Raw genomic sequence first — 14,766 nt, 5'->3', positions numbered from 1 at the left:
GGCAAGAGCAAGTGTTATGCCATGTAGGAGCGAGCCTGCTCGCGATGAATTCAAGAGCGCCGCGTTTAGCCAGTAAACACGCGTTATCGTTAACGATCATCGCGAGCAAGCTCGCTCCTACAGGGCGGGGCGTTTGATCAGGCGTAATAGTCGACCGCGCTGGAGCCGATCACACTGGCGGTACTGGCAGCCACTTCAGCGACGCCCGGCGTCAGGTCGTCATCCATGGAGTCGATACGGCCGCCGCTGGCGCTGGTCCGTCCGGTCTGGCTTTGCCGGGCTTGTTCCTGCCCTTGTTGCGAACCACGGGACTGGTCCGAAACGTTGACATCGACCTGCCCCATGCCCTGCTGCGCAAACATGTCGCGCAAGCGATGGACCTGGCTGTCCAGCGCCTCACGGACGCCCGGATGCGCACTCATGAACGTGACCTGGGTCTGCTGATCGGGAACCATGTTCACCCGAATGTCCAGACGCCCCAGCTCAGCGGGTTGCAACTGGATGTCCGCGGCCTTGAGGTTGGCGCTGGACAGGTACATGACCCGGTTCACCACCTCTTCGGTCCAGCCGCTCTGGTGCATGGCGATTGGCTGGTTCACCGGCAAGGCATTGGCGGTCTTCGGTGTGGCCGCCTGGGTCAGCGCGGCCAGACGGCTGGCGAAATCATCGACACGGGTGTCGCTGCCGGCAGCCTTGAGATCCTTCAGACCGTCATCGATCAAGCCGCTGAAAGCCTTGTCGTCACCTTTGCCGGTACTGTCCTTGTCGGCCTGAACATCCAGCATGGTCGCCATGCCGGCGGCAAAGTTTTGTGCCGACGTCAGCTCACCCTCAGCTTGTGTTGGTGCCGCCTTTGGTTGCGCTTGACTGGAAGCCGACACGTGACCGCTCTGCTCCATCGCCAGGCGTAACGCCGGCAGGGCGTCGAGTGGATCGGCCTCGGGATCGAAATCACCGTCAGCGCTGGTCGGCGTCGAAACGCTTGCAGCCGAGATCGCCGCAGCAACCGGCACTTCAACCGTTGACTGCACCGCATCGGCTACGGCAGGCGCTTCTGACGCTGACACCACTGGCTGTATGGCTTGCGGCAATGCGGGATCAAGCGCCGGATCGACCGGCGCGGCATCGACGACCTGAGCCGGCTCGGCCTCTGACGCCTCTTCGCCGGCGGTCTTGTCGTCAGCCCGCACCGATTGGTCGGCAGGCAAGGATTTGCCGCCATCGGCAACCACTGGTTCCCCCGCGGCAGACTTGTCGTCGCCAGCGTCCTTCTTCGCGCCGACACCGGAAGTCTTGTCGCGATCAGGTTTGAACGAAGCATCGGCCAACGCATTGGGCTTGCTTTGGGCCTGATTGGCGTAGACACGGGCGAAGCTTGCGGCCTTGTCCCCGGGCTCTGCGGCCACTGCCGGGGGATTGGCGCAGGCAGCCTGAGTCTTGGCCTGCCTGGAGGCCTGAAGCAGAATATTGGGGGTAACGGGCATGAAACGGTCTCCGCTGCACAGGGCTCGTAAGTACAGTTGGGTTAGATCTTTGCAAAGGTCGAGCCAGTTTCACTCGATAGAGACCAAAAGCAGCGCTTGCTCAGATTTTCGCCGAGCAACGCTTTCGCTCTGCTTCGTAGAGAGGGCGGATATTGGCGAATTCGCGGTCGATTTTGCCGACCAGTTCCTGAACGGCCGCGCATGGCAAACTGGCGGCCTCATGCTCAAGCTGGCGGCAAAGTTCGGTCAGCCTGAGAGCCCCCATATTGCTGCTGCTGCCCTTGAAGCTATGGGCGGTTTCAGCGAGCCGTGCGGCACTGTCAGCCGCTCTCAGGACTTTCAGGCGCTCTTCGGAGTCCGCAAGAAAGATATCCAGCAGATCCGGATAACCCTCCTCCATCACTTCCCGCAATGCACTCAACGCGCTGCGATCCACATGTGTGTCGTCCACTTGCTCACTCCTTGATCAAGAATGCGCGGATTATGCCAGAGCCTCCCAGACAAACTCCACGCGTGCACTTCGACCATTGTCGGTCCAGCGGGCATTACGCCCCAACTGGCGGATCAGGCTGATCCCGCGTCCCGACAGGCGGATGGCGTCCAATGGCCTTTCCATCACCCGCTCGACATCGAACCCCTCGCCACTGTCTTCGACCTGAATCGTCAGGCAACCGCCGTCATCTGTCGGCGCCACCTGCAAATGGACCCGCACATAGCCTTCCTGCAGCTCGCCGAGCCGGGCATTGCGCTCTTGATAATATCGCGCAAAACCCGATGCATTGCGCTTGAGGCTCGAATCCAGCCCCAGCACGCCATGCTCCAGCGCATTGGAATAGAGCTCCGCCAACACACTGTAAAGCGCACCGCTCTGAGCCCGAAGGCCATGCACCTCAAGCAGCAACTGCAACAGATAGGGCAAGGGGTTGTATCGCTTGAGCGTAGCGGCGCGGAACTCGAAGCTCACCGACCAGTCCAGCGGACACGACTGGCCGCTGTCGGAGTAGACCAATGCCGGTGGCGTGACCTGCTCCGACTCCAGCAGGCTGATTTCGACCATGCTGACATCGTCGCGCGCTTGACCACCGAAATCGCGCAGCGCCTGCTCGATCTCTTCGAACAGCGCAGCCGGCTGACGATTGGCGGCGAACACCTGCTGCAATCGCTGCACGCCAAACAACTGTTCATTGGCGCCGCAGGTGTCGATCACCCCATCGGACAGGAGGAACACCCGATCCCCGAGCGCCATGGGAAATACTTCGGTGCGCTCGTCGAAGGATTCCGGGCTCAGCACCCCCAAAGGCAGGTGCCGCGCCGGCAGAGGGGTGCGCTCGCCACTGGTAATGCGATGCAGGTAACCGTCGGGCATTCCACCGTTCCAGACCTCCACTGAACGACGCTGAAAACTCAGGCACAGCATCGTGGCGCAGCAGAACATGTCCACCGGCAGGATGCGCTTGAGCTTGGCATTCATTTCACGCAGGGTTTGCGCCAGGCCATAGCCCTTGGCGGTCATCCCGTAGAAGACTTCGGCCAGGGGCATGGCGCCCACGGCTGCCGGCAGACCGTGGCCGGTGAAGTCGCCCAGCAATACGTGCATGTCGCCGGCCGGGGTGAACGCGGCCAGCAACAGGTCGCCGTTGAACAACGCATAGGGTGATTGCAAATAACGGATGTTCGGCGCGGCGTTCAGGCAGCCGGCGTGCGCCACCTTGTCGAAAACCGCCTTGGCCACACGCTGCTCGTTGAGCAGGTAGTCGTGGTGCCTGGCGATCTGGTCTCGCTGCTGCAGAACGGTGTCCTGCAGGCGCCGCAAGCGATCCATCGCCTTGATCTTGGCCGCGAGAATCACCTGGTTATAGGGTTTCGCCAGAAAGTCGTCACCGCCGACCTCCAGACAACGGGCCAGCGCCTCGCTTTCGGACAAGGACGTGAGGAAGATGATCGGCACCAGGGTTTCCCCGGCCAGGGCCTTGATTTGCCGGGCCGCCTCGAAGCCGTCCATGACCGGCATCATCGCATCCATCAACACCAGGTGCGGTGATTGCTGGCGAAACGCGTCGACCGCTTCGGCGCCGTTGGCCGCCGTCAGCACGTCGTGCCCCTGGCGGCGCAGGATGCTCGCCAACAGCAGGCGATCGGCAGCGCTGTCCTCGGCAATCAGGATCGTCAGCGACTCCAGTGGCTGCATGGCAATCAACTGATGTCGAACAGTTTGTCGAAGTTGGAGATGGCGAGGATTTTGCGCACGTCGGTATTGCTGTTGACCACGCGCACATCGGAGTCGTCGCCACCGGCGTGATCGCGCAGCAAAAGCAGCATGCCCAGGGCCGAGCTGTCGAGGTAAGTGGCGTCTTTCAGGTCGACCACAACCGCCGATAGCTCTTTATCTTCGTAGGACTGACGAAACTCCTGATGCTTGGCGAAATCGAAACGCCCCTTGACCGAGATCGTCAGCTTTCGCCCATCGGGTGATACTTCTGTAACAACTGGCATGTCATGGCTTCCTTGTCATTTGTAAACCTGCTGTACAAGGTTTAGCAGCTGGTAGAGGTTGGGGCAAGGCAGGAAATGGCGCAAATCCTGTGGGAGCGTGGCTTGCCCGCGATGAACGATAACGCGGTCCACCCGATTCAATACTGATCCTGCCGTGGCAATCGTTGGGATAATTCGTCCAACAACTTTTGTTCGCGCCGGTCTTCGAGCGCCCGTGCCTCATCGGCATAGCGCTGAACCAGCTTGCGCAGGCCTTCGACCCGGGCAAATGCCTGCTGCCAGGTTTCCCGGGCCTTGTTCAGGTTGTTCTGATGCCAGGCCAGGCTTTGCCGCTGCTGGTCGATGGCCGTGCCCAGCTGCGCCAGGAAGCCCTGATAACCCAGCAGCCATTGGCCCGAGACGCCGCCACTGCCGCGCACGATCCATTGTTCCTGATAGTCGAGGCGGAAGGCTTCGAGGTCGGCGAGCTTGCTTTGCGCCAGACGAACCTGCCCTTGAAAGTGCCCCAGGCGCTGAACCGCGGCTTTCTCGGCCTTTTCGGCCATTTCCACCACCGGCGCCAGCCTTCCTGCCCGACTCTGGGCCATGACCGCTTAACCGCTCGCCGCGGGTGCGAAGATCGAGGCGAGATACGCTTCGCTTTCACCCAGGCTGATGCTGTCGTTGAGGCCCTGCCGCAGGTATTTGACCAATTGCGGTTGCAGGGAAATCGCCAGGTCGGTCTCGCGATCGCCGCCGGCGACATAGGCGCCGACGCTGATCAGGTCGCGACTCTGTTGATAACGCGACCACAACTGCTTGAAATATTGCGCACGAGCCATGTGCTCCGACGACACCACCGCCGGCATGACCCGGCTGATGGACGCTTCGATATCGATGGCCGGGTAATGCCCCTCCTCGGCCAGGCGCCGGGACAGCACGATGTGCCCGTCGAGTACTCCTCGTGCCGAGTCGGCAATTGGGTCCTGCTGGTCGTCGCCTTCGGACAGCACGGTGTAGAACGCGGTGATCGAACCGCCGCCCTTTTCTGCGTTACCGGCCCGTTCCACCAGTTTCGGCAATTTGGCGAACACCGATGGCGGATAGCCCTTGGTCGCCGGTGGCTCGCCGATGGCCAGGGCGATTTCCCGCTGGGCCTGGGCAAAACGGGTCAGGGAATCCATCAGCAACAGGACATTCTTGCCCTTGTCGCGGAAATATTCGGCGATACGCGTGCAGTACATGGCGGCGCGCAATCGCATCAGCGGCGCATCGTCCGCCGGGGACGCCACGACCACTGAACGCTTGAGTCCTTCTTCACCGAGGATGTGCTCGATGAATTCCTTGACCTCACGACCCCGCTCACCGATCAGACCAACGACGATAATGTCGGCCTCGGTAAAGCGCGTCATCATCCCCAGCAACACCGATTTACCGACACCGGTACCGGCGAACAGGCCGAGCCGCTGGCCGCGGCCGACCGTCAACATGCCGTTGATGCAACGGATGCCCACGTCCAGCGGTTCGCTGATCGGCTCGCGCTTGAGCGGGTTGATGGTCGGGCCGTCCATCGGCACCCAGTCTTCGGCCTTCATCCCGCCCTTGCCGTCCAGTGCGCGACCGGCACCGTCGAGCACCCTTCCGAGCATGCTCATGCCCATGGGCAGGCGACCGTTGTCCGCCAACGGCACCACTCGGGCGCCGGGTGCGATGCCGGCGACACTGCCGACCGGCATCAGAAAGACTTTGCTGCCAGAGAAGCCCATGACCTCGGCTTCCACCTGCACCGGGTGATAGCTGTCGTCATTGATGACCATGCAGCGGCTGCCCATGGCGGCGCGCAGGCCTTCGGCTTCGAGGGTCAGGCCGACCATGCGCAGCAGACGGCCTTCGAGGATCGGTGCGCCCTCCAGTTCCGTGGCCTCGGCGTAGCTGCCCAGGCGCCTGGCGAAGCTGGTGCGTTCAAGGCGCATCAGGTGCATCCGGCTCTGGCGCGGCAGCAGGCTTGCTGTCGACCGGCAGTTCCAGGCTCAGGTCTGGCGCGGCCGGGTGCAGGGCCTGCTCGTGCAACTGGTCGAACAGCTTGTCCATCACCCGCGCGACGCGGGTTTCCACCGTGGCGTCGATGCGACTGTGCTCTGTTTCGACCCGGCAGCCGCCGGGCAACAACGACTCGTCTTCGACGATGCGCCAGGTTTCTTCATGGCGTTCGCGCAGGGCTTTGACCTGTTCGAAATCCTGCGGATTGATGTACAGCCGCACATTGCCCACGCCCAGCGGCAGGAGCTTGAGCGCTTCGCGCATGACGTGTTCGATCTGTGTCGAGTCGATGGCCAGTTCGCGCTGGATCACCTGTCTGGTGATGTGCTGCACGAGGTCGACCAGGGACTTTTCGATCTGGGTGTCCTGTTCGGCGATGGGCTCGAACAGATGCGTCATCAATTGCTCCAGCGCCCTGATCTTGGCGGTCAGGGCCACTTCGGCCTCCTGGCGGACCTTGAGCGTGGTGCTGTGGAAACCTTCCTTCTCACCCACCGCGAAACCTTCGTTGTAGGCTTCCTGGCGAATGCTTTCGAGTTCTTCGAGAGTCAGTGGCTGGACTTCCTCCAGCGGCACTTCCTCCATTTCCGGCGGCTCGGGTTCAGGCTCAGGTTCCGGCTCGGGTTCCGGCGGGTCGAAACTGGGCAACGCCCAGGTATCGAAGCCACTGACATCCCTGGCCCGGATCAGGTCAGTGGGTGCATCATCATTCTTGACCATGGTGTTAAATCATTTCCTCGCCACCCTTGCCGCCGAGAACGATTTCTCCGGCTTCAGCCATACGACGGGCGATGGTGAGGATTTCCTTCTGCGCGGTTTCCACGTCGCTGACGCGCACCGGGCCCTTGGCTTCCAGGTCGTCGCGCAACAGTTCGGCGGCACGCTTGGACATGTTCTTGAAGATCTTCTCCTTGACCCCTTCGTCCGACCCCTTGAGGGCCAGCACCAGCACATCGGAGGACACCTCGCGCAGCAGCGCCTGGATGCCGCGGTCGTCGACATCGGCCAGGTTGTTGAACACGAACATGAGGTCTTCGATCTGCCCGGACAGGTCTTCGTCGACTTCGCGGATCGAATCCATGAGCTGGCCTTCGATCGAGCTGTCGAGGAAGTTCATGATGTCCGCCGCACGCTTGATGCCACCCAGAGTGGTGCGCGAGGCATTCGAGTTGCCGGAGAACTGCTTCTCGAGAATCTGGTTGAGTTCTTTCAGGGCCGCCGGTTGCACGGTGTTCAGCGAGGACACGCGCAGGATGATGTCCAGTCGCACCTTGTGGTCGAAGTTGCCGAGCACTTCGCCGGCCTGGTCCGGATCGAGGTAGGCCACCACGATCGCCTGGATCTGCGGGTGCTCATAACGGATCACGTCGGCGACGGCGCGCGGCTCCATCCACTTCAGGCTGTCGAGGCCACTGGTGTTGCCACCGAGCAGGATGCGGTCGATCAGGCCGTTGGCCTTGTCTTCGCCCAAGGCCTGGGTGAGCATTTTGCGCACATAGTCGTCGGAACCGACGCCCAGGCTGGTCTGGTCGCCGACGATATCGATGAATTCGCTCATCACCTGCTCGACCTGCTCGCGGTGCACATTACCCATCTGGGCCATGGCCACACCCACGCGCTGAACCTCTTTGGGCCCCATGTGGCGCAGCACCTGGGCCGCGTCGGTGGAACCAAGGGACAGCAACAGGATTGCGGCTTTGTCGACCTTGGACAGTTTGGCGGCAACGGCTCGGTTATCACTCATCTGCGTTAATCCACTCTTTCACGACCTGGGCCACCCGACCCGGGTCTTCTGCCACCAGACTCTTGATTGCGTTCAACTGAGCGTCATAACCCTCGCTCGGGCTCGGTAGCAGAATGCTGGTCGGGCCACCGAGGCTGACACGGTCGTTGGCCAGTTCGCCATCCAGACCACCCATGCCACCCAACTCGACGTCGCTGCCGATACCGACCAGCTGCTTGCCTTTGCCACCACCGGTGATGTTGTTGAGCACCGGACGCAGGACACCGAACACCAGCACCAGAATGAACAGCACACCCAGCACTTGCTTGACGATGTCCCAGAACCACGGCTGGGAGTAGAACGGAATATCGGCAATCACCTCACCGCGCTCGGCGGAGAACGGCATGTTGATCACACTGACGCTGTCGCCACGGCTGGCGTCGAAACCGACGGCGTCCTGCACCAGACGGGTGAAGCGCGCCAATTCATCGGCGGTCCAGGGCGCACGGGTGGTTTCGCCGTTGGCCGGGTTGATCTTGACCTGATCATCGACCACCACCGACACCGACAGGCGATTCAACCGGCCCTGCTGCTGTTTGGTGTGGCTGATGGAACGGTCGAGTTCGAAGTTCCTGGTCGATTGCTGACGCTTGTCCGCAGGGTACGGGGCGAGCATCGGCTGACCGGTGGCCGGGTCCATGATTTGCTGGCCATTGGCATCAACCAGTGGCTGGCCTGGCTGCACCATGCCAGCTGCACCCGGCGTGCCGCCTGTGGTTTGCGGCGCGGAGGCCGGCGATGGCGGCTGGTTGCTCAAGGCACCCGGCACGCCCTGCGGACCATTGCTGGCGGTACGTTGCTCGTTCACCGACTGCTCGCTGCGCAACGCCGGTTGATCCGGATTGAACTGCTCGGAAGTCGACTCGACCGCACTGAAGTCCACGTCGGCGGACACTTCGGCTTTATAGCGATCGTTGCCCAGCACCGGCTGCAGGATGTTGTGCACGCGCTGGGTGAGCATGCTTTCCATGCGGCGACTGTAGTCGAACTGCTTGCCGGCCATGGTCAGTTCGGAGTTCTCCGCCTGATCCGAGAGCAGGTTGCCCTTCTGGTCGACAACGGTGATCTGCGACTTGCTGAGTTCGGGAACGCTGGTCGCCACCAGGTTGATGATCGCCACGACCTGGCCTGGCTCGAGGGAGCGACCGGAATAGAGTTCAACCAGCACCGAAGCGCTCGGCTTGCGCTCGTCGCGCACGAACACCGAACTCTTCGGGATCGCCAGGTGCACGCGGGCACCCTTGACGTTGTTCAGGCTGGAAATGGTGCGGGCCAGTTCGCCTTCGAGGCCGCGACGATAGCGGGTCGCTTCCATGAACTGGCTGGTGCCCAGCCCCTGCTCCTTGTCGAGGATTTCAAAACCGATGTTGCCGTCGCTGGGAGTGACACCAGCGCCCGCGAGTTTGAGCCGCGCACGGGACAGGTCCTCGGCCTTGACCAGCAAGGCACCGGAATTGGGTTCGACGGTATACGGAATATCGGCGGAGGCCAGGGTATCCATGACCTGCTTGGCGTCCATGCCGGCAAGGCTGCCGTACAGAGGCCGGTAGTCCGGCTGTTGAGACCACAACACCACGGCAAAACCAATCGCCACGCTCGCCGCCAGACCGACCAACAGGCCCACCTGACGCAACATGGTCATCTCGGAAAGGTTTTCCAGGAAGGACAACCCGAACAGCGGCGGTTTGCCGTCTATTGGAGTGGCCTTGGCCGGAACGTTATCGGCGACTGCTTCTGCCATGACTCAATCTCGTCCTTTAAACCGGCATCTGCATGATGTCTTGGTAGGCCTGAACCAACTTGTTGCGCACCTGGGTCAACGCCTGGAATGACACACTGGCCTTCTGCGAGGAAATCATCACGTCTGTCAGGTCGACGCCGCTTTTGCCGATTTCGAAGGCGCTGGCCAACTGAGTGGAAGCCTGTTGGGTGTCGTTCACTTTATTGACGGCCTGGCCGAGCATGTCGGAAAAGCTGCTGCCCGCCACTTCAGGGGCGGCAGTCGATTTCGGCGCAGACATGGCATCCATTTGCATGGCGCGCATATCCAGCATCAACCGATTGAATTCAATACCTTGGCTCATGGTTTCTCTCTTTGACGACCCGCAATTTTTTGACACTCACTCGGCGGGTCATGAGGTGTTAGCAACAAGGGTGCCAGCTCCATGGCCACGCTGAACAAAAGCCCTTCCCCGACTCCATGCAAACTTCTGTGGGAGCTGGCTTGCCAGCGAATCGATGGTGGCCGTGACGCAGCCTTCGCTGGCAAGCCAGCTCCCACAGGGATTGTGTTGCGGCATGAATGGTTGTCCAGCTCACGAATCAGGTGGCGAACAGAAAGGCTTCCACATCCATGCCGGCATCACGCATCTGCGCCAGCTTGTAGCGCAGGGTGCGCGGGCTGATCCCCAGGCGCTCGGCCGCCTCTTTGCGCCGACCGCGTTCGGCGCGCAGGGTATCGATGATCATCTGGAACTCACGGCGACGCAGGTCATCCCCCAGCGCACCGGCCGACTCGGACTCGACCTCCACTGACCGCACCGGCGCCGCAACCGACACAGGCAACGGAGCACAGACCACCGGCCCGGCCAGGCAGAAGTCCTGCGGCTGGATCAGACCGCCCTGCTGCAATATCAGCGCGCGCTGAATCGCGTTGTCCAGCTCACGCACGTTACCTGGCCACGGATAACCGATCAGGCACGCCTGAGCCTCGGGCGACAACCTGGCAGTCGAATGCTTCATTTTGTTGACGTGCTTGGCCAACAGACGCTCGGCCAACGGCAGAATGTCAGCGGTGCGCTCGCGCAGCGGACGCCAGGCCAGCGGAAACACCGACAGGCGATAATAGAGGTCTTCGCGAAAACGCCCCGCCGCCACTTCACCCGCCAGGTCGCGGTTGGTGGTCGCCACCACGCGAATATCCAGCGTGATCGGTTTACGCGCCCCAACCCTCTCGACCTCGCGCTCCTGCAGCACGCGCAGCAATTTGGCCTGGAGTCCCAGGGGCATCTCGGAAATTTCGTCGAGCAGCAGGGTGCCGCCGTCGGCCTGCTCGAACTTGCCGGCTTGCGCCGCAATGGCGCCGGTAAAGGAACCCTTCTCGTGACCGAACAACGTCGCTTCGAGCATGTTGTCCGGGATCGCGGCGCAATTGATCGCAATGAACGGCTGACTGGCCCGATGAGAATGCTGATGGATGTAACGCGCCAGCACCTCCTTGCCCGTGCCCGACTCCCCCGAGATCAACACCGTGGAATCACTGCGCGCAACCCGCGCCGCCAGCTCGAGCAACTGCGCGCTCGCCGGCTCGAACGCTACCGGCCCCTCACCCTCGGCCAGGCCAAGACTGCCCAGGGCATGGCGCGCCACCAGATCAAGCAACGCCTTGGGCTCGAATGGCTTGACCAGGTAGTCCGCCGCCCCCTGGCGCATCGCATCGACCGCACGCTCGACCGCACCGTGAGCCGTCATCAGCAACACCGGCAACTGCGGCTGCCGCGCTCGCAGCAGGCCCAGCAACTGGTGGCCGTCCATGCCCGGCATGTTGACGTCGCTGACCACCAGGCTGAAGGCCTCGGCGCCAACGGCAACCAACGCCTCTTGCGCCGAACCCACCGCCTTGTAATCGTGCCCCGCGAGCAACAGCGTATCAGCCAGTGCCTCGCGCAACGCACGGTCGTCCTCGACCAACAGAACCTTGATGCCCATCTATGTCGCCCCCTGAGCGCTGCTGAACAGCGGCAGGATCACCTGCGCGCAAGTGCCGCGACCGAGCCGCGAACGCAGCTGCAATTCTCCCTGATGCGCACGGGCCACTGCCTTGACCACGGTCAGACCAAGACCTGTTCCGGTGGTTTTGGTGGTAAAAAAAGGTTCGCCCAATCGCGCCAGAACCGCGGCATCGATACCCGAGCCACTGTCACTGACACACAGGCGCAGGGTGTTGCCGCGGGTGTAGAGGTGAATCTTCAGGCGCAATTGACCGGCACCGGCCTGAATGGCGTTTTCGATCAGGTTGAGGATCGCGCCGACCAGGGTGTCGCGATTGCACAGCAACTCCCCCGAATGACTGTCGCACTGCCAGCGGATCGGCAGATCCTGCACGTGGGTCAGTGCGGCCGCCTGCAGCGATTGCATCAGTTGGCCAGGGGTTACGCGGTCGGTCAGCGGCAACTCACCACGAGCAAACACCAGCATGTCGCGCACCTGGTGCTCGAGCTCGTGCAGGCGCTCCTTGAGACGCCCGGCAAAGCGCTGCTGGGTAGCGACCGGCAACGCTTGCTCGGCCAAATGACTGGCGTACAGCAACGCGGCGGACAGCGGCGTGCGTATCTGATGAGCCAGGGAAGCGACCATGCGCCCCAACGACGACAGACGCTCATGCCGAGCCAATTGATCCTGCAGATGGCGGGTTTCAGTCAGGTCATTGAGCAACACCAACTGGCCTGGCTCGGCGTCCAGCGAGCGCGTGGCGATCGACAGACGCCGGCCATCCTTGAGGGAGACCTCATGGCCATCGTCTTCGCGCGGCGCAAAACAGCGGGCAATGACGTGGCGCCACAATTCACCTTCCAGCGGCAGGCCCAGCAACTCGCACGCCGCCGGATTGGCTTCGCGCACGATGCCTTGGGCGTCGATGACGATGACACCGCCAGGTAACAGATCAAGGAGATTTTGCAGGCGGTTGGCCAGGCGTTCTTTTTCCGCCAGCTCCTGCATGCGCTGGGCGCTGACCACCGCCAGCTCACCCTTGAGCTCGGTGACCCGGGCTTCAAGCATGCTGTAGGAATCGGTCAACTGACTGGACATCTGATTGAACAGCGCGAATGCCTGCTCAAGGCCCAGACGGCTCGCCTGCTCTACGGACGACGGTTGCCGCGAAGCATCCCCAAAAGCATCTGAGGCAGGAGATATCTGGGCGGATGGGGGCATTGTGCTCTCTCGCTTGGCTGACCGTCAGTGAAACGGAACGTTGCGAGGGACAAAGCAATACCCATGCCTAAAAAAAACTTCTTATAAATGAACGGTTTGAAAAACAGGCGTCAATCATCCGCCTGTTCGTCTCCATCACGACGACTCATGCCGTACTTGCGCATCTTTTCCACCAGCGTGGTACGACGAATACGCAGGCGCTCGGCCGCGCGCGCCACGATGCCATTGGCATCATCCAGCGCCTGCTGAATCAACCCTTGCTCCAGGCCACCGAGGTAGTCCTTCAGGTCCAGGCCCTCCGGCGGCAACATGGCGCTGGCCGTGAAGTCCTGCGTATGGCCGTTGATGGCCACGCGCTCTTCCAGATCGGTGCGCAGGCTGTCGACCATTTGCTCGTCTTCATCGTCGACGTAGCGGAATTTCTTCGGCAACTCGACCACACCGATCACGCCGTATGGATGCATGATCGCCATGCGCTCCACCAGGTTGGCCAGTTCACGGACGTTGCCCGGCCAGCCATGCCGGCACAGCGACATGATCGCCGCCGAGTTGAAACGGATCGAACCGCGCTTCTCGTGCTCCATGCGCGAGATCAGCTCGTTCATCAGCAGCGGAATGTCCTCGACGCGCTCTCGCAGCGGCGCCATCTCGATCGGGAACACATTCAGGCGGTAGTACAGGTCTTCGCGGAAGGTGCCAATCTCGATCATGCTTTCGAGATTCTTGTGGGTCGCGGCAATGATGCGCACGTCGACGCTCTGGGTCTTGTTGCTGCCCACGCGCTCGAAGGTGCGCTCCTGCAATACGCGCAGCAGCTTGACCTGCATCGGCAGCGGCATGTCACCGATTTCATCGAGGAACAGGGTGCCGCCATTGGCCAGCTCGAATCGACCGGCACGGCTGGTGATTGCCCCGGTGAAGGCGCCCTTCTCATGACCGAACAATTCGCTTTCCAGCAACTCGGCCGGGATCGCCCCGCAGTTGACCGGCACGAACGGCGCTTCACGGCGCTTGGAATGGTAATGCAGGTTGCGCGCAACCACTTCCTTGCCGGTGCCGGACTCACCGAGGATCAGCACGCTGGCATCGGTATCGGCGACTTGCTGCATCATCTGGCGGACGTGCTGGATCGCCCGGCTGGTGCCGACAAGACTGCGGAAAAGATTGGGTTCGCGATGACGACCGCGCTCGCGGGCCTGGTCGTACATCTCGCGATAGACCTGGGCACGGTGCAGCGAATCGAGCAACTTGCTGTAGCTGGGCGGCATTTCGAGGGTCGAAAGCACCCGGCGACGCTGGTCTTCCGGCAGGTCAATGGAAGAATTATCGCCCATTAACAAAACCGGAAGGAACTCATCCCAGGTCGAGAGTGTCTTTAGCAAGCCCAGAAGTGCACCAGGAGCATTGACCGTCCCGATCAGGACACAGATTACTTCACGACTTGACGACAAAGAGCCGACAGCCTGCTGCCAGTCATGGCTACCGCAGGGTAAATTTTCTTCGCCAAGAAAATTTAAAATCACCGCCAGGTCGCGGCGGCGGACGCTATCGTCATCAATCAGCAGAATTTTGGTTTCACGCCACATGCAATAGCAACTTCCCTAGTCAACTCAATGCCCAAAATGCTGGGGCAAGCTAGACGCTTGCAGACACGTTATGCCTGAAGACGACTGAAATCTGGAACCAGCCACTAGTTAAGTCAAAAAACCGTTCACAGTCAAATTTATGGCGCACTATGTCTGGATTAACTAGCGTCAATTAACCAAACAGATGGTAAACCTTTGATGCCTTTTGTGCTTGGGTGATCTGCGACATCTCTTCGACTATCGCTTGTCGCTCCCCAGTAGCCACCTCAAGAAGCTGCTTGTACACACCCAGCAACTCCTCCAGGTTATCGCGCAACTCGGCCTCGTTCACTGAAGCTTCACTCAAGACGTCTTCCACACAGGAACGGCAAGCCAGGTCCAATTCACCGATGGCTTCCCAGTTTCGCTTGGCTAATGCATCCACCAGACCCTCACGGGCTTCTTCGATTCGGCGCAGTACAAGACTCAT

The 14,766-nt window shown here is 61.4% G+C and carries 14 protein-coding genes; all 14 read right to left on the bottom strand.

The genetic code is table 11. The features are described 5' to 3' along the window. Nucleotides 1-137: 137 nt before the first annotated feature. The 14 genes from Q8X48_RS06105 to Q8X48_RS06040 all read right to left on the bottom strand — a co-directional run bounded on the left by Q8X48_RS06105 (nt 138) and on the right by Q8X48_RS06040 (nt 14,766). Nucleotides 138-1,484 carry a flagellar hook-length control protein FliK gene (locus Q8X48_RS06105; RefSeq protein WP_407799437.1) on the bottom strand — a complete coding sequence of 449 codons (1,347 nt, stop codon included), beginning with the start codon at nt 1,482-1,484 and terminating at the stop codon, nt 138-140. Nucleotides 1,485-1,584: 100 nt separating this feature from the next. After that, the gene (locus Q8X48_RS06100) at nt 1,585-1,935 is read right to left on the bottom strand and encodes an Hpt domain-containing protein (RefSeq protein WP_015096245.1); all 351 of its coding nucleotides are present in this window, start codon (nt 1,933-1,935) and stop codon (nt 1,585-1,587) included. A 30-nt stretch (nt 1,936-1,965) separates the two neighbouring features. Beyond that, on the bottom strand, nt 1,966-3,672 hold the full coding sequence (locus tag Q8X48_RS06095; RefSeq protein ID WP_407799436.1) for an ATP-binding SpoIIE family protein phosphatase: 1,707 nt from the start codon (nt 3,670-3,672) through the stop codon (nt 1,966-1,968). A 5-nt stretch (nt 3,673-3,677) separates the two neighbouring features. Further along, complete coding sequence (locus Q8X48_RS06090) at nt 3,678-3,977, bottom strand: STAS domain-containing protein (RefSeq protein WP_126046775.1); 300 nt, start codon at nt 3,975-3,977, stop codon at nt 3,678-3,680. 137 nt (nt 3,978-4,114) lie between these two features. Beyond that, a complete protein-coding gene (fliJ, locus tag Q8X48_RS06085; RefSeq protein ID WP_407799435.1) occupies nt 4,115-4,564 on the bottom strand; it encodes a flagellar export protein FliJ in 450 nt (149 codons plus the stop codon). Nucleotides 4,565-4,570: 6 nt separating this feature from the next. Next, nucleotides 4,571-5,929, bottom strand: a complete 1,359-nt coding sequence (gene fliI, locus Q8X48_RS06080) for a flagellar protein export ATPase FliI (RefSeq protein ID WP_407799434.1) — start codon at nt 5,927-5,929, stop codon at nt 4,571-4,573. Continuing rightward, the gene (gene fliH, locus Q8X48_RS06075) at nt 5,919-6,716 is read right to left on the bottom strand and encodes a flagellar assembly protein FliH (protein WP_407799433.1); all 798 of its coding nucleotides are present in this window, start codon (nt 6,714-6,716) and stop codon (nt 5,919-5,921) included. Before fliH ends, fliI begins: the two co-directional genes overlap by 11 nt. A gap of 4 nt (nt 6,717-6,720) precedes the next feature. Then, nucleotides 6,721-7,740 (bottom strand): flagellar motor switch protein FliG, encoded by a 1,020-nt coding sequence (fliG, locus tag Q8X48_RS06070; RefSeq protein ID WP_126052867.1) that lies wholly within the window; start codon nt 7,738-7,740, stop codon nt 6,721-6,723. Continuing rightward, on the bottom strand, nt 7,733-9,520 hold the full coding sequence (fliF, locus tag Q8X48_RS06065) for a flagellar basal-body MS-ring/collar protein FliF (RefSeq protein ID WP_218501875.1): 1,788 nt from the start codon (nt 9,518-9,520) through the stop codon (nt 7,733-7,735). The genes fliG and fliF overlap by 8 nt, the downstream gene beginning before the upstream one ends. Before the next feature lie 16 nt (nt 9,521-9,536). Beyond that, nucleotides 9,537-9,863, bottom strand: a complete 327-nt coding sequence (fliE, locus tag Q8X48_RS06060) for a flagellar hook-basal body complex protein FliE (RefSeq protein ID WP_102674967.1) — start codon at nt 9,861-9,863, stop codon at nt 9,537-9,539. A gap of 238 nt (nt 9,864-10,101) precedes the next feature. Beyond that, nucleotides 10,102-11,487, bottom strand: a complete 1,386-nt coding sequence (locus tag Q8X48_RS06055) for a sigma-54-dependent transcriptional regulator (RefSeq protein ID WP_407799432.1) — start codon at nt 11,485-11,487, stop codon at nt 10,102-10,104. Beyond that, the gene (locus Q8X48_RS06050) at nt 11,488-12,693 is read right to left on the bottom strand and encodes a sensor histidine kinase (RefSeq protein WP_193601790.1); all 1,206 of its coding nucleotides are present in this window, start codon (nt 12,691-12,693) and stop codon (nt 11,488-11,490) included. Nucleotides 12,694-12,821: 128 nt separating this feature from the next. Further along, nucleotides 12,822-14,297 (bottom strand): sigma-54 dependent transcriptional regulator, encoded by a 1,476-nt coding sequence (locus Q8X48_RS06045; RefSeq protein WP_095963843.1) that lies wholly within the window; start codon nt 14,295-14,297, stop codon nt 12,822-12,824. 172 nt (nt 14,298-14,469) lie between these two features. Continuing rightward, entirely contained in the window at nt 14,470-14,766 is a 297-nt protein-coding gene (locus Q8X48_RS06040; RefSeq protein ID WP_407799431.1) for a flagellar protein FliT, read from the bottom strand.

Source organism: Pseudomonas sp. QLc11A, assembly GCF_052112305.1.
Taxonomy (GTDB): domain Bacteria; phylum Pseudomonadota; class Gammaproteobacteria; order Pseudomonadales; family Pseudomonadaceae; genus Aquipseudomonas; species Aquipseudomonas laurylsulfatiphila.
The sequence above is the reverse complement of the archived record's forward strand: the minus strand, read 5'-3'. Positions and strand labels throughout refer to the sequence as shown.

What these genes read in the sequence shown, in the direction of transcription:
- Q8X48_RS06105 (WP_407799437.1), bottom strand. Translation starts at nt 1,484, where the DNA reads ATGCCCGTTACCCCCAATATTCTGCTTCAGGCCTCCAGGCAGGCCAAG.
- Q8X48_RS06095 (WP_407799436.1), bottom strand. Translation starts at nt 3,672, where the DNA reads ATGCAGCCACTGGAGTCGCTGACGATCCTGATTGCCGAGGACAGCGCT.
- Q8X48_RS06090 (WP_126046775.1), bottom strand. Translation starts at nt 3,977, where the DNA reads ATGCCAGTTGTTACAGAAGTATCACCCGATGGGCGAAAGCTGACGATC.
- fliJ (WP_407799435.1), bottom strand. Translation starts at nt 4,564, where the DNA reads ATGGCCCAGAGTCGGGCAGGAAGGCTGGCGCCGGTGGTGGAAATGGCC.
- fliI (WP_407799434.1), bottom strand. Translation starts at nt 5,929, where the DNA reads ATGCGCCTTGAACGCACCAGCTTCGCCAGGCGCCTGGGCAGCTACGCC.
- fliH (WP_407799433.1), bottom strand. Translation starts at nt 6,716, where the DNA reads ATGGTCAAGAATGATGATGCACCCACTGACCTGATCCGGGCCAGGGAT.
- fliG (WP_126052867.1), bottom strand. Translation starts at nt 7,740, where the DNA reads ATGAGTGATAACCGAGCCGTTGCCGCCAAACTGTCCAAGGTCGACAAA.
- fliF (WP_218501875.1), bottom strand. Translation starts at nt 9,520, where the DNA reads ATGGCAGAAGCAGTCGCCGATAACGTTCCGGCCAAGGCCACTCCAATA.
- fliE (WP_102674967.1), bottom strand. Translation starts at nt 9,863, where the DNA reads ATGAGCCAAGGTATTGAATTCAATCGGTTGATGCTGGATATGCGCGCC.
- Q8X48_RS06055 (WP_407799432.1), bottom strand. Translation starts at nt 11,487, where the DNA reads ATGGGCATCAAGGTTCTGTTGGTCGAGGACGACCGTGCGTTGCGCGAG.
- Q8X48_RS06045 (WP_095963843.1), bottom strand. Translation starts at nt 14,297, where the DNA reads ATGTGGCGTGAAACCAAAATTCTGCTGATTGATGACGATAGCGTCCGC.
- Q8X48_RS06040 (WP_407799431.1), bottom strand. Translation starts at nt 14,766, where the DNA reads ATGAGTCTTGTACTGCGCCGAATCGAAGAAGCCCGTGAGGGTCTGGTG.